The sequence below is a fragment of the Corynebacterium sp. TAE3-ERU12 genome (assembly GCF_019209905.1).
In the GTDB taxonomy this organism is placed as follows: domain Bacteria; phylum Actinomycetota; class Actinomycetes; order Mycobacteriales; family Mycobacteriaceae; genus Corynebacterium.
Map to the genome: position 1 here is coordinate 829368 of NZ_JAHUTM010000001.1, position 13233 is coordinate 842600.

Annotated in this window: 14 protein-coding genes; 10 read left to right on the forward strand and 4 right to left on the reverse strand. The window is 63.5% G+C overall.

Annotated features, from left to right (window positions below):
• Window positions 1-18: 18 nt before the first annotated feature.
• Genes KRX51_RS03805 through dapC form a run of 5 tightly spaced genes read left to right on the forward strand, consistent with a single transcriptional unit; the run spans window position 19 to window position 4762 of the window.
• Window positions 19-1851 (forward strand): ABC transporter substrate-binding protein, encoded by a 1833-nt coding sequence (locus KRX51_RS03805; protein ID WP_218361604.1) that lies wholly within the window; start codon window positions 19-21, stop codon window positions 1849-1851.
• Between the two features lie 11 nt (window positions 1852-1862).
• Window positions 1863-2789 (forward strand): N-acetyl-1-D-myo-inositol-2-amino-2-deoxy-alpha-D-glucopyranoside deacetylase, encoded by a 927-nt coding sequence (gene mshB / locus KRX51_RS03810; protein WP_218361605.1) that lies wholly within the window; start codon window positions 1863-1865, stop codon window positions 2787-2789.
• Window positions 2790-2816: 27 nt separating this feature from the next.
• Window positions 2817-3251: a hypothetical protein gene (locus KRX51_RS03815; RefSeq protein ID WP_218361607.1), complete on the forward strand. Its 435-nt coding sequence runs from the start codon at window positions 2817-2819 to the stop codon at window positions 3249-3251.
• A 59-nt stretch (window positions 3252-3310) separates the two neighbouring features.
• Entirely contained in the window at window positions 3311-3628 is a 318-nt protein-coding gene (fdxA, locus tag KRX51_RS03820) for a ferredoxin (RefSeq protein ID WP_218361609.1), read from the forward strand.
• A 12-nt stretch (window positions 3629-3640) separates the two neighbouring features.
• Window positions 3641-4762, forward strand: coding sequence for a succinyldiaminopimelate transaminase (gene dapC, locus KRX51_RS03825; RefSeq protein ID WP_218361610.1), 1122 nt, complete (start codon window positions 3641-3643; stop codon window positions 4760-4762).
• Between the two features lie 90 nt (window positions 4763-4852).
• On the opposite strand, the gene KRX51_RS03830 is transcribed toward dapC, so the two are convergent.
• The 4 genes from KRX51_RS03830 to KRX51_RS03845 all read right to left on the reverse strand — a co-directional run bounded on the left by KRX51_RS03830 (window position 4853) and on the right by KRX51_RS03845 (window position 8672).
• Window positions 4853-5101, reverse strand: coding sequence for a hypothetical protein (locus KRX51_RS03830; protein WP_218361611.1), 249 nt, complete (start codon window positions 5099-5101; stop codon window positions 4853-4855).
• 56 nt (window positions 5102-5157) lie between these two features.
• Window positions 5158-6111 (reverse strand): 2,3,4,5-tetrahydropyridine-2,6-dicarboxylate N-succinyltransferase, encoded by a 954-nt coding sequence (gene dapD, locus KRX51_RS03835; protein WP_218361612.1) that lies wholly within the window; start codon window positions 6109-6111, stop codon window positions 5158-5160.
• A gap of 80 nt (window positions 6112-6191) precedes the next feature.
• On the reverse strand, window positions 6192-7541 hold the full coding sequence (locus tag KRX51_RS03840) for an amino acid permease (RefSeq protein ID WP_370625048.1): 1350 nt from the start codon (window positions 7539-7541) through the stop codon (window positions 6192-6194).
• A 198-nt stretch (window positions 7542-7739) separates the two neighbouring features.
• A complete protein-coding gene (locus KRX51_RS03845) occupies window positions 7740-8672 on the reverse strand; it encodes a DapH/DapD/GlmU-related protein (RefSeq protein ID WP_218361614.1) in 933 nt (310 codons plus the stop codon).
• 48 nt (window positions 8673-8720) lie between these two features.
• Here KRX51_RS03845 and KRX51_RS03850 point away from each other — a divergent pair, with 48 nt between their 5' ends.
• From KRX51_RS03850 to KRX51_RS03870, 5 genes are all read left to right on the forward strand, one after another.
• The gene (locus KRX51_RS03850) at window positions 8721-9557 is read left to right on the forward strand and encodes a hypothetical protein (protein WP_218361615.1); all 837 of its coding nucleotides are present in this window, start codon (window positions 8721-8723) and stop codon (window positions 9555-9557) included.
• Between the two features lie 9 nt (window positions 9558-9566).
• Entirely contained in the window at window positions 9567-10670 is a 1104-nt protein-coding gene (gene dapE, locus KRX51_RS03855; protein WP_218361616.1) for a succinyl-diaminopimelate desuccinylase, read from the forward strand.
• A gap of 25 nt (window positions 10671-10695) precedes the next feature.
• Window positions 10696-11514 (forward strand): TIGR00730 family Rossman fold protein, encoded by an 819-nt coding sequence (locus KRX51_RS03860; RefSeq protein ID WP_218361617.1) that lies wholly within the window; start codon window positions 10696-10698, stop codon window positions 11512-11514.
• A gap of 100 nt (window positions 11515-11614) precedes the next feature.
• On the forward strand, window positions 11615-12427 hold the full coding sequence (gene folP, locus KRX51_RS03865; protein ID WP_218362263.1) for a dihydropteroate synthase: 813 nt from the start codon (window positions 11615-11617) through the stop codon (window positions 12425-12427).
• Window positions 12424-13233: a glucosyl-3-phosphoglycerate synthase gene (locus KRX51_RS03870; RefSeq protein ID WP_218361618.1), complete on the forward strand. Its 810-nt coding sequence runs from the start codon at window positions 12424-12426 to the stop codon at window positions 13231-13233. The genes folP and KRX51_RS03870 overlap by 4 nt, the downstream gene beginning before the upstream one ends.

Genomic DNA, 13233 nt, shown 5'->3' on the forward strand with positions numbered 1-13233 from the left:
CAGACTAGAATGACGCCCATGACAAGTGGCTCCCGCGTACCCCAACGCGCCCGCCGCGGGTCAGTGGCCGCCACGCTGCTGAGCGCCGGGCTGCTTTCGGCGTGCATGGTCCAACCCACCGAGGCGCCCATCGTCGATAACGGCGACGCCAACCAAGTGCCCGTGCAGGTAACCGACCCCGAAGCCAGCGAGATCACCGTCGGAGTCGGCGAATTCGACGAAGGCTTTAACCCCCACCTGGCCTACGAAAATTCACCCGTGGTGGACCTGGTGGCCAATATGGTGCTGCCCAGCGCTTTCGTGCATTCCCCAGTCAACCCCGACCGGCTTGTAATGAACGCTGACCTGCTGGAATCCGCCGATATAGTCGACGCCGATGGGGATACCGCCGACGATCCCGATACCGCCGCGCGCGCCGCAGGGCGCAAAATATTCCGCTACCGCATCAAACCCGGCGCCCAGTGGTCCGATGGCACCCCGATCTCCGGGTCGGACTTCACCTACCTACGCGACGGCATTACCTCCACCCCTGGGGTGCGCAATGCAGCAGCCTACGAGCGGATTGAGCGGATCAGCACCTCCGGCGGCGGCCGCATTGTCGACGTCACCGTCGACGGCCCACTGCCGGAATGGCGCACCCTGTTTACGCACCTGCTGCCCAGCCACCTGCTGCGCTCTTCTGGTGACTCCTTCGCCACGATCATGCGCAGCGAGGTGCTCGCCTCCGGCAATGTCTACGCCGTTAAAGATATTGATATCGGGCGCAATGAGATCCGCCTGGTGCGCAATGACCGCTTCTGGGGTTCCCGCCCACCGCTGACGGAATCGCTGGTCCTGCGCGCTGAGCGCGGCCCCGTCGCCGGTGCCGAACTGTTGCGCTCTGGTCGCCTGCAGGCAGTACAGGTCCGCCCGGAAGAGACCACGTCGCTGAACTACTCCATGGTGCCTGGCGCTACCGAAGTGACGTTCAACCGGCCCCGCACCCTTACCGTGCAGGCCAATGTGTCCTCCCCGCGGCTAGCGGAAGCGCCGGTGCGCCGCGCGGTGTTGGGGGCGATTAACCAAAGCGATGTCGCCGCGGTGGCCACCGGGCGTCGCAATGACCTGCAGATCCCGCAGCGCTGGCCCGTTGCTGACGACGCCGCAGTCGCCCCGCTTCCAGCGCAGCCGCTCGTCATTGGTGCCATGGGGGATGCCACCTCGGTTGCCGCAGCCCGGGCCATCGCCGCTGAGCTTTCCGCCGCCGGTGTGCCCACCACGGTCTCTGGTGCCGACGCCGATGACCTGGCACGCACCTTATTGCCCTATGGTCAGGTGGACCTGGTGGTCGGCTGGGTCGATGAGGCTGACACTGTGCTGGCTATGGCTGACCGGTTTGGTTGCCCAAGTGAGTCCCGGGTGTCGCGCAAGCCAGATAATGGTCAGGCCACGCCCCCGGTGCCCCCATCCACCTGGGATGACGCACCCGATGAGGACGAGGCGACTGATGCTTCAGCTGATACCTCGGCGACGTCTTCGGCCACCACGTCGACAACTACGACCTCGACCGAGCCAGCCGATGCCGACACCTCGACGCGGCGGATTCCCGCCCGCGGGACCAATTTGTCCGGAATCTGTGACCAAGACGTCGAACAACTCCTCACGCAGTACGCGGACACTGTCGACGTGCCCGAAGAACTGACCGCCGCAGTGGCAGCAGAAGCAGTGGAGTTGCCGATTGTGCGGGACACCGTGCTCACCGTCGTTGGTGATTCCATCATCGCCGAGGGGTTTTCCACGGTGAATTATTGGCCCGCAGATGCGGAAATCGGAATTTTCATGACTATGCCGCAGTGGCGGCGCATTGATTAGAAAAGAGCGTTATGCCCCTGTCGCACTACCGCATCGCCGCCGTCCACGCCCACCCCGATGATGAATCCATCTGGACTGGTGGGCTGTTGGCCAAACTGCGCCGCCTGGGTGCCGACGTCAGCGTCATCACCTGCACCCTCGGCGAGCACGGTGAGATCATCGGCGATACCTACCAGGCCCTTGGGGATCATCAACTCGACCAGCTCGGCGCTTTCCGGGTGCGTGAGCTTGCCGACGCCCTGGCCGTCTTGGGGGTTAATGGCCCAGCCCACCAACCACGCCTACTGGGCGGTCTTGGTGCGTACCACGATTCCGGCATGGCCGGGTCGGCGACCGCTGAAAACACCAAGGCATTAGTCAATTCCGGTGCCGCCGCCGTCGAGGAGCTGATGGGCCTGCTCGCCGCGGTGCGCCCGCACCTTGTCATTTCCTATGACGCCGATGGCGGCTATGGCCACCCGGACCATATCCGCGCCCATGAGCTGACTGTGGCCGCCACCGAGCGGCTGCGCGCAGAGTGCACCGCCGCAGATGAGGCTGGTCTCTACGGCACCGCCTGGGCGGTCACTGACCGGCAGGCACTGCAGGCCGGGCTTGACGCCATCACTGAGATACCCGATGGTTGGCGACCGACCAATACCGACGAGATTGCTTGTGCGGATGCTGGTGCCGCCGGGGCAGTGGCGGTGCACCTGGACGCTGAGGACATCACGGCCAAGCGGGAAGCTATGGCCGCCCACGCCACCCAGGTGTGGATCGGTGATGGTCGTATAAGTGACACTAATCCCGAACCGGCCGTCGGTGCGGTGGATGGTTCCGGGGCGGCCGCTGGGGTGTGGGCATTGTCGAACCTGCTGTGCCAGCCGCTGCTGCCGGTGGAGCACTATGTACCCGGTACCGTGGACCGGGAGCGTCTTAGCACGCTGCTTGGTAATTAGCCGCCCGCCTTCATAGCCAGGACATTAATGACCACTGAACAGCCTTCGGAGCCGCATTGGGGAGACCCCAGCCGTGCCCAAGTCCGGCAGGACACCGGCCGTGGCGAACGCATTGGCGCCACAGTGGTGCTGAGCGTGGCCGCCTTGGCGGCCCTCATTATTGAGGTTGTCTACCTGGGCACTTATCTCACCGTGTGGGGTGTGACGGTGCCTATGCCGTGGACGGTGGTGATGGCGTATTTCATGAACCTCATCATCACCAACACGATGTTGTTGTGGACCACGAACCGCACCGTGGCGTCCATCCCGCTTTATGTGTGGGTGGCGGGTTTCGTGCTGGTATTTTTCTGGGCGTTCCTGCCGGCTGGCGGCGATGTGGCCCTAGCCGGGGTGCTGCGCCCGTTGGCCCTGCTTATCGCGGGGATTGCCGGGGGTGGTTGGCCTCTACGTCGGCAGAGGTGACACAATACAACGCAGCCTGCATTATTCCCTTCACCCGTGGAAAGGCGACACCGCACACCATGACCTACGTCATCGCTCAGCCCTGCGTCGACGTGATGGATCGTGCTTGCGTCGAAGAGTGCCCAGTAGATTGCATCTACGAAGGCAAGAGAACTCTCTATATTCATCCCGATGAGTGCGTCGATTGCGGCGCATGCGAGCCGGTCTGCCCCGTGGAAGCTATTTTCTATGAGGACGATCTGCCCGATGAGTGGCTCGACTTCACCGACGCAAATGCCGATTTCTTCGACAAACTCGGTTCCCCTGGCGGCGCAGCCCGCCTCGGACCCCAGGATTTCGATGTGTCGTTCATCGAGAACCTGCCACCTAATGCCTAAGGAGTAACCGCCATGCCCCGTCCGCCCCGCGTGCCCGCGGATCACCGGCTGCCAGCTTTCCCGTGGGATTCGCTTGCCGACGCGAAAGCCACCGCGCAGCAGCACCCGGACGGCATGGTGGACCTCTCCGTCGGCACGCCAGTGGACCCGGTTGCCGATTCCATCCAAAAGGGGCTTGCCGACGGCGCCGCCGCCCCCGGCTACCCGCAGACCATCGGCACCGCGCAGCTGCGTCAGGCGTTGACGGATGCGATGACGCGGCGCTACCGCACCATCGAGCTGGACCCGGATAGCCAGGTGCTGCCCGTGGTTGGCACGAAGGAAGCCATCGCGTGGCTGCCGTTTATTCTCGGCATCGGCGAGGGCCACACCATTGTCATCCCGGAATTGGCGTACCCGACCTATGAGGTCGGTGCCCGGCTGTCCGGCGCTGATTTTGTGCGCGCGGATTCGACCCTGCAGCTCGGCCCGTCGACGCCGACGTTGATGTACCTCAATTCCCCGGCGAATCCGTCCGGCAAGGTGCTAGGTGTTGAGCACCTGCGCAAGGTTGTCTCCTGGGCGCGCGAACGCGACGTCATTATTGCCTCCGATGAGTGCTACCTGGGCCTGTCCTGGGACCAGGAGGCAGTATCCATTCTTGACCCCCGGGTCTGCGATGGGGACACCACGAACCTGCTGGCCATTCATTCGCTATCGAAGACGTCGAATCTTGCCAGCTACCGTGCCGGCTGGTTCGCGGGCGACCCGAAGCTCATCTCGGAACTATTAGAAACGCGTCGTCATGCGGGCCTGATGATGCCCGGCCCGGTGCAGCAGGCCATGATCGTTGCCCTTGGTGATGACGCGCAGGAACGCGAGCAGCGGCGTCGTTATGCCCGCCGCCGGGAGTTGTTGCGCGCAGCCCTGCTGGACTCCGGTTTCACCATTGATGACTCCGACGGTGGCCTCTACTTGTGGGTGAGTCGAGGCATTGATTGCCGTGAGACGGTGGACTGGTTCGCCGAGCGTGGCGTGCTTGTCGCCCCCGGTGATTTCTACGGCCCCAAGGGGCACCAGCATGTGCGCATTGGCCTGACCGCCACGGACGAGAAGATTGAGGCCGCAGCTAGTCGCATTGCCGCCGATAATTAGGCGCCCAAGCACAATGACCGTGCCGCTCCCGGTGTAAGGGGGAGCGGCACGGTCATTTTTTGGGGCCCGACCAGAAGGGAGGCAGGTGGGTTAGTGGCTGGCTTGGCGGCGGCGTTCCCGCAGCACACCATTGAGCGCCACCCCTAGCATCACCGCTCCGACGATGACACCGACCACACCCGCGATAGCTGCCCACTTCGGCTGGCCCTCAATCACGGTGGGTAGTCCGCCGAAGACCGCAATGATCACTAGCCCCGCCACAGCACCAACGCTGTAGGCGGTAGAGGTAGTGGTGGCCTCCTCAGAGGCGACGGCACGGTTTGAGCGTGACTCGATCATGAGCAACACCTTACTCGCGTGCACCCATCGTGGAAAAGGGTTTCCGATTCGGTTTTCTAGTTCTTGTGCAGCTCTTCGTTCAGCGCCACAGCCTCAGCGGCCCACGGCACCACCTCAACGGCACCGGAGAGCGAATTGCGGCGGAACAGCATATGGGAGCCACCAGACAGCTCAGCGGCCTTCACCGTGCGTTCGCCGTCCTCATCCTTGACAACAACCTTGGTGCCAGCGGTGACATACAGCCCAGCCTCGACCACGCAGTCATCGCCCAGGGAGATACCCACACCGGCGTTAGCGCCGAGCAAGCAGCGCTTACCGATAGAAATAACCTGCTTACCGCCACCGGAGAGAGTGCCCATAATGGAGGCGCCGCCGCCGACATCGGAACCATCGTCAACAACCACACCAGCAGAGATACGGCCCTCCACCATGGAGCTACCCAGGGTGCCGGCATTGAAGTTCACGAAACCCTCGTGCATCACAGTGGTGCCCTCAGCCAGGTGCGCGCCCAAGCGAACCCGGTCAGCATCACCGATGCGCACACCGGTGGGCACCACATAATCAACCATGCGGGGGAACTTGTCGACCAAGTACACATTCAGCGGGCCACGGGCCTGCAACTTAGCGCGGGTCTCGTTGAAATTCGCCACCGCGCAGGGGCCCTGGTTGGTCCACACCACATTGGCCAGCAGGCCAAACACACCGTCCACATTCACCCCATGCGGCTTCACCAAACGGTGGGAGATGAGGTGCAACCGCAGGTAGGCGTCCGCGGCGCTCTCGGGGGCGGCATCCAGGTCGCCGATGGTGACCTCTACACCCACACGGCGGGTGCCGCGGGCCTCATCGGTGCCGGTGAGGGCCGCTAGGTGCTCGGGCAGATCATCGGTCTGGGTGACCTGGGTGCCGGCGCCGCCGTCGGTAAGCTCCGGGGCGGGGAACCAGGCATCCAACGTGGTGCCGTCATCGGTGATAGTGGCCAGGCCAAGTGCGCGTGCTCCAGTAGTCATGGTGGTTAAGGGTACAAGAAAGCGGCCACCGCATTGGTGGCCGCTTCCCCCTTTTTATCCGCAATGATCAGTCGACGCTGTTAGCGCCGAGCTTCAGCTTCCTTACGCTCGGCGGTAGCACGGGCCCGGCTACGCAGCGGCTTCGTCGACAAGGCGGTCACCACCAACACCACGAACAGCACGGTCACAGCAATGACCTGGTAGCGGGCGCTGTCGTCGGTAAGCATCAGCACAGCCAAACCAGCAATCATGGCCACCGCCAGCCACGGCAGGAAGGGGTAACCCCACATCTTGATCTCCAGGTGGCCTTCCTTCTCCAACTCCGGGCGCAGCTTAATTTCAGACAGTGCGATAAACACCCAGATAACCAGCAGGCAGCCACCGACAGCATTGAACAGCCACTCCAACAACGTGGTGCCGGAGAACACCACCTGCAAGCCGACAGACAGGAACGCGAAAATCATCGACAGGATGACCGCCGGAATCGGCACACCACTGCTATTGGCCTTATTGAACAGGCCAGGGGCCTCGCCGCGCTGCGCCATGGAGTACACCAGGCGGGACGTGGCGTAAATCTGGGCGTTGAACGCAGACAACAGGGCCAACACAATGATGGCCTCCATGAAGCCAACCACGCCGGGAAGGTTGGCCTGCTGCAGCACCAGGGTGAACGGGGAATCGGCGGCGGAATCGGCACCACTGATCTGCTCGTAGGGCAACAGCAAGGTGATGATCAGCACGCAACCCAAGTAGAGCACCAGGATGCGGAAAATCACCGAGCGCACAGCCGCAGCAATAGACCGCTTCGGGTCCTCAGACTCAGCGGCGGCGATGGTGACGATCTCAATACCGCCGAAGGCGAAGGCAACAGCCAACAGGCCAGCGGAAACACCGGAGAGACCATTAGGCAGGAAACCGGACTCAGCAATGTTCTGGGCGCCGACGAAGGTGGTGCCCGGAAGCAGACCGAACACCAAGGCGATGCCGAGAATCAGGAAGGCGATGATGACGAAGATCTTGATAAAAGCGAACCAGAACTCGAACTCACCAAAACCGCTCACCTTAGCCAGGTTGACCAGGGCGAAGAAGACGACACAGACCAGGCCCGGAATCCAGCCCGGCACCCCCAACCAGGTGCCCATGATGGCGCCCGCGCCGGTGATTTCGGCGCCGAGCACCATGATCAGCATGAACCAGTACATCCAGCCCAGCACAAAACCAGACCAGGAACCGAAGGCCATCTCCGCGTAGGTGGAGAAAGAACCCGAGGCGGGCCGGGCCGAGGCCATCTCACCGAGCATCTGCATACAGAACACCACAATGATGCCCGCGATGATGTAGGAGATGAGCACGCCCGGACCAGCGAGGTTGATGCCCACGCCGGTGCCGAGGAAAAGCCCGGCGCCAATAGCGGAGCCGAGGCCCATCATGGTCAGGTGTCGTACTTTGAGGCCGGAGCCTAAGCCTTCGGTATCAGCGGTGACACTTCCCGCTGCCCCGCCGGCTACCGGCGATGAGGTGCTGTTGTCGTTCATGGGGGCTGAGGTTACCGGGCGAAGCCACAGCTAGTTAAGCGTAGTGCCGAAAAACCCCAAGGGGGTAGCTAAATCGTGCCGCCCCGGTGCGGTTTAGGCCACCGGATCGGTGGTGCGCATACACACTGAGCTGCGGTCCGGATCGCGGTAGAAATGCATCCGATCCCGCCCGGCCAGCTCCCACGCATTGACCCGACGACCCTCTTCGACCAGGTCAATCGACACATCAGGGTCAATGAGGATGTTGTTGTCGATCACGCAATCATCACCTAAATCCACCCCGACGGTGCCAGCAGCCACACCAATCCGGCACCGCTGCCCGACGCGCAGGGGCACCCGCTGCCGATTTTCGTCATGGCGGGCGGCAACCAGACCAGAGACCTGAATATTTGTGCCCCCACCCAAGGTGACATTCGACGAGACGCGGCCCTCAATTTTGCAGGGGCCCAGCGAGCCGGCGTTGACGGAGACAAACCCTTCCCGCACCACCGTGGTGCCCGGCGCGAGGTAGGCGCCAAGCCGGACGCGTTCGGCCTCGGCGATGCGGACGTGATCGGGCAAAACATAATCGACCATGCGGGGCATCAGGTCGATGGAATAGACGTGGATCAGCCCGCGGGTGCGCAGGTTGGTGCGCACCGATTCGAAGCTATACGGCAGGCACGGGCCCTTATTAGTCCAGGCCACAGTGTTGAGCTTGGAAATCACCGAGCTCATATTGATCTGAAAAGGCTCCACGACCCGGTGGGAGAGCAGGTGCAGCCGCAGGTAGGCATCATGGGCGTCGATTGCGTCGGCGGAGAGATCGGCGATATGGGTGTGTACGGCGACCTGCTCGACATGGCGGTCCTCGTCGATAAGTACCTGTCGCAGCAGCTGCGGGGTGACGTCCCTGGCGCTGAGCCGCCGGGTGCCGGAGGTGTCGATATTGTCGTCCAGCCTCGGGGAGGGATACCAGGTGTCGAGGACTGTCCCATCCATTGCGATATTGGCAATACCGATGGCGGAGGCACCCGAAGTCAACATGAACCCATAATATCGAGGCTGTTTCCACCCGCGAACTGAGAGGTCCCCATGCGCCGACCAACTGAGCTTCCCACCCCGGTCACCGCCGCGATCTCAATGGTTGGCACCGTTGCCCCGGTTGTTCCCTTGGCAGTAGTGGCGCTTGTTGCCGACGTGTTGTGGCTGCGCTGGGGCTGGTTGGCGCTAACGGCGGCGCTGATCTTGGCGCTGGTATTGGCGGTAGTGGAGATCATCGCGATGGTGGCGGTGCGGCACTGGCCGGTGGTGGTGGGGCTAACCGTTGTGGCCTTAGTGGCCACACTGCTCACCACGGATGCGTGGATTCCGATTCTGCTCGTCGGTGGGGCAGCAGCCGGCGCGGTAGCCGGTGCGATAGCCCGGGTCCAGTACAACGCTGCGGAACGCCGCCGCCAGCACCGTCTTGCCGCGCTGCCCAATTGGGCCGCTGATGAATTAGGCGACGCCCGCCGCGAATTAGATCCCACCTATATACGGCAAGGCGACCAGCTGGTTATTGGTTCGCATTCCGACGCTGCGGTGACCTGCCTGAGCGCTATCTGCCGGGCTCTTCCTGGGGCCACGGTGGTTGCCGGGGTGCCCGCGATCGCGGTGCACGGTTCACGGGTGGCGGTGCTGGTATGCCCCGGCACCGACCCACAGCCGGTACCGCAGCTTCCCGACGGCGCCCACATCAAGGTTTTCCTGCTCGATACCGGCGTTGTTGAGCTGCCCGCCACCGACGCCACCGTCGTTACGCCAGAAGGCTGCCAGCCGTTGGTGGCCCACCTCATCGCCGGCGCACCACCGAATGGGGATGCGCTCCACGGGCTCGCGGCGCACCTGCACGACCGGATCACCTGGGCGCTCACACAGAATCCGCGTTAGTCTCGAGACGTGAGTTATTCCCTAGACCCGACTGGCGACCCGGTGGATCTCACCGCTGCGCTGGTCGATATCCCCAGCCAGTCCCACCACGAAGCCGATATCGCCGACACCGTGGAACAGGTCCTGCGGGATATCCCGAATGTCACTGTCGACCGGGTACACAACACCCTCGTGGCCCGCACCCACCGCGACCTGCCGATGCGCGTCATCCTCGCCGGGCATCTCGATACCGTGCCGGCTGCGGATAACCTGCCCTCCCACCGGGCACCTGGTGCTGATGGCACCCCCGCGGTACACGGCCTAGGCGCGGTCGATATGAAGGCCGGCGATGCCTGCTACCTGCATGCTTTCGCCACCCTGGCCAATAGTGACGAACTCACCCGCGATATGACACTGGTGCTCTACGAAGCCGAAGAGGTCGCCGCCCAATACAACGGCCTCGGTTTAGTTGAACAGCAACGGCCCGAGCTTCTCGACGGCGATGTGGCGCTGCTTGGGGAACCGTCCAATGCCGTGATCGAAGCTGGTTGCCAGGGCACACTGCGCATCAAGGTCACCGCCGGCGGCACCCGCGCCCACTCCGCCCGGTCCTGGCTGGGTGATAACGCCGTGCACCGGCTGTCCCCAGTGATCGCCCGGGTGGCGGCCTACCAGGCCCGTAGCGTCGATATTGATGGCCTTGAGTACCGCGAAGGCATGCAGGTGACCAAGCTGTCGGCTGGGGTGGCCAATAACACCGTGCCCGATGAAGCATGGATGTTCGTCAACTTCCGGTTCGCCCCCGACCGCAGCGTCGAAGAAGCCAAAGCACACTTTGAGCAGGTGCTAGCCATTGGTGATGATGAGCTCCTCAGCATCGAATACGACGACATCAGTGCCGCAGCCGCGCCGGGCCTGAGCCAGCCGGCTGCCGCGGAACTGGTGGCGGCCTGCGGGGCCCCGCCGCAGGCGAAATACGGCTGGACCGATGTGTCCCGGTTCGCGGCGTTAGGGATGCCCGCGGTCAACCTTGGCCCCGGTGACCCGTCGTTATGCCACACCCCCGGGGAACACTGCCCGGAATCCATGATCCGCCAGGTCGCGCAGATTCTGCAGCGCTACCTCACTAGCTAGTCACTCTCGTCGAACGGAGAATACTGTGGCCCCGGAACGCACCCCTTCCCCAGACCGCATCCGCCGGTTGCGTGGGCCGTTGATGGTCCGCGATGACGGCAGCAATGACCCGGAACGCTCCACCACCGACGCCCGCCTGCTGGACACCCAGCCCAATACGGACTGGTTGCACACTGACACCTGGCGGGTGCTGCGCATCCAGAGTGAATTCGTGGAGGGCTTCGGGGCCTTGGCTGAGATCCCCAAAGCCATCACCGTGTTCGGCTCCGCCCGCACCAAAGAGGGCGACCCGCTCTACACCCTCGGCATGGAGATGGGGGAGGCGATCGCCAAGGCCGGTTATGCCTGCATCACCGGCGGCGGCCCGGGCCTGATGGAGGCGCCTAACCGTGGCGCATGGAATGCCGATGGCCTCTCGGTGGGCTTGGGTATTGAACTGCCCCATGAGCAGCACCTCAATGAGTGGTGCGACCTGGGCATGAACTTCCGGTATTTCTTCGTCCGCAAGACGATGTTCCTCAAGTACTCCCAGGCTTTCATTTGTCTACCTGGTGGCCTGGGCACCCTCGACGAGCTATTCGAGGCGCTGTGCATGGTGCAGACCGGCAAGATCACGAAATTCCCCATCGTGCTGCTGGGAACTGAGCACTGGGGTGGCCTGGTGAATTGGATGCGGGAGCGGCTTGTCAGCGAAGGGATGATTTCCGCTGAGGATATGGACCTCATCTTCGTCACCGACAGTGTCGATGAGGCAATGGAACATATCCGGGATGCCCACGAGGGGCGGGTCCGTGAGGTAGCAGAAGCCGCCCGGCATAACGCCGGAGCTGCCGATGCTCGGTAACCAGGACGCCTCCGCCGCCGGTACACCCACCAGTGAATCCTTTGCTGGTGACGGCACAGTCCCGCTGTCCGCATTCCAGCGCAGCCAGCTGCCGGCGGTAATGGCCATCATTAACCGCACCCCGGACTCTTTCTATGACCGCGGCGCGACCGCATCGTTTGACGCCGCGATGCGGCGCATTGACGACGTGGTCGCCGCCGGGGCGGATGTGCTCGATATCGGCGGGGTCAAAGCCGGCCCTGGCCCGGTCGTTGCTGCCGCCGAGGAAATTGACCGGGTGGTGCCCACTATCGCCGAGGCGAAAAAACAGCACCCGGAGGTCTTCATCAGTGTGGACACCTGGCGTGCCGACGTCGCCGACGCCGCTATCCGCGCCGGGGCGGATCTGGTCAATGACACCTGGTCCGGCCATGACCCAGAACTTGTCGCCGTCGCCGGCCAGCACCGCGTCGGATATGTGTGTTCGCATACCGGAGATGTCCAGCCACGCACCCGGCCACTGCGGGTGCACTACCGCGATATTGTCGATGCGGTACGCCGCGATACCTACCGGCTAGCCGAAAAAGCCGAGGCCGCCGGGGTGCCGGCCGAGAAAATCCTCATCGACCCCACCCATGATTTCGGCAAGAACACCCACCACGGGCTGGAATTATTGCGACGCCTGGCGGAGCTGACCGAAGGTGACTATCCGGTCCTGATGGCCCTGTCGAATAAGGACTTCATCGGAGAGACCCTGGGCCGCGATGTTGACAACCGAGTCGCCGGGACCCTGGCCGCCACCGCCTGGTCAAGCCTGTGCGGGGTGGCGATGCTGCGCGTACATGAGGTCACCGAAACAATCGATACCTGCCGCATGATCGCAGCAATCACCGGCGAGGTCGCACCACTGTCCACCGTACGAGGCCTGCAATGACACCTCAGCCCGCCCCGACGGTCTCGGTGGTGTTGCCGGCCCTGAATGAAGAACACACCGTCGCCGGTGTGGTCGCCTCAGTCATGCCGCACCTGCACAGCGGCCTGGTCGATGAGGTGGTGGTTGTCGATTCTGATTCCACCGACAACACCGCCGCGCACGCCCGGGCTGCTGGTGCCACCGTGGTCAATTGGCGTGAGGTTACCGGGCTTGGCGAACCCCAACCGGGCAAAGGCGAAGCGCTGTGGCGCGGACTAGCCGCCACAACCGGCGATATCGTGGTCTTTCTCGACACCGATCTGCGCGACCCAGACCCAGAGTGGGTGCCCCGACTCATCGCGCCGCTACAGCAGAGTTGGTCGCAGGACGCGCCAGTGCGTCTAGTCAAAGGCCGCTACCGTCGGGATCTGCCCGGCGATACCGGTGGCGGCCGCGTCACCGAACTGACCGCCCGGCCCGTGCTCAGTGCTTTTCGACCACAGCTGGCCGACTTGGTGCAACCACTGTCCGGGGAGTACGCCGCCCGACGTGATGTGCTCGAACAGTTGCCCTTCGCCGCCGGTTACGGTGTGGAAATAGGACTCGTCATTGATATCGCAGACCGGTACGGGCGCTGCGCTATCGCCGAGGTGGACTTAGGTGCGCGGCGGCACCGCAACCGGCCACTGCGGGACTTAACCGCAATGGCCCACCAGGTTATGGTGACTGCGCTGCGCCGATGCGGTGTTGACCGGTCTGCTGAAATAGAACGCACCCTCGCGCCGGACCGGCCGCCGCTGAGAACTATCAACGCTGATCAGGAGTAG

What these genes read in the sequence shown, in the direction of transcription:
- KRX51_RS03870 (WP_218361618.1), top strand. Translation starts at nt 12,424, where the DNA reads ATGACACCTCAGCCCGCCCCGACGGTCTCGGTGGTGTTGCCGGCCCTG.
- KRX51_RS03830 (WP_218361611.1), bottom strand. Translation starts at nt 5,101, where the DNA reads ATGATCGAGTCACGCTCAAACCGTGCCGTCGCCTCTGAGGAGGCCACC.
- mshB (WP_218361605.1), top strand. Translation starts at nt 1,863, where the DNA reads ATGCCCCTGTCGCACTACCGCATCGCCGCCGTCCACGCCCACCCCGAT.
- folP (WP_218362263.1), top strand. Translation starts at nt 11,615, where the DNA reads ATGGCCATCATTAACCGCACCCCGGACTCTTTCTATGACCGCGGCGCG.
- KRX51_RS03815 (WP_218361607.1), top strand. Translation starts at nt 2,817, where the DNA reads ATGACCACTGAACAGCCTTCGGAGCCGCATTGGGGAGACCCCAGCCGT.
- dapD (WP_218361612.1), bottom strand. Translation starts at nt 6,111, where the DNA reads ATGACTACTGGAGCACGCGCACTTGGCCTGGCCACTATCACCGATGAC.
- KRX51_RS03840 (WP_370625048.1), bottom strand. Translation starts at nt 7,541, where the DNA reads ATGATGGGCCTCGGCTCCGCTATTGGCGCCGGGCTTTTCCTCGGCACC.
- fdxA (WP_218361609.1), top strand. Translation starts at nt 3,311, where the DNA reads ATGACCTACGTCATCGCTCAGCCCTGCGTCGACGTGATGGATCGTGCT.
- dapC (WP_218361610.1), top strand. Translation starts at nt 3,641, where the DNA reads ATGCCCCGTCCGCCCCGCGTGCCCGCGGATCACCGGCTGCCAGCTTTC.
- KRX51_RS03845 (WP_218361614.1), bottom strand. Translation starts at nt 8,672, where the DNA reads ATGTTGACTTCGGGTGCCTCCGCCATCGGTATTGCCAATATCGCAATG.
- KRX51_RS03850 (WP_218361615.1), top strand. Translation starts at nt 8,721, where the DNA reads ATGCGCCGACCAACTGAGCTTCCCACCCCGGTCACCGCCGCGATCTCA.
- KRX51_RS03805 (WP_218361604.1), top strand. Translation starts at nt 19, where the DNA reads ATGACAAGTGGCTCCCGCGTACCCCAACGCGCCCGCCGCGGGTCAGTG.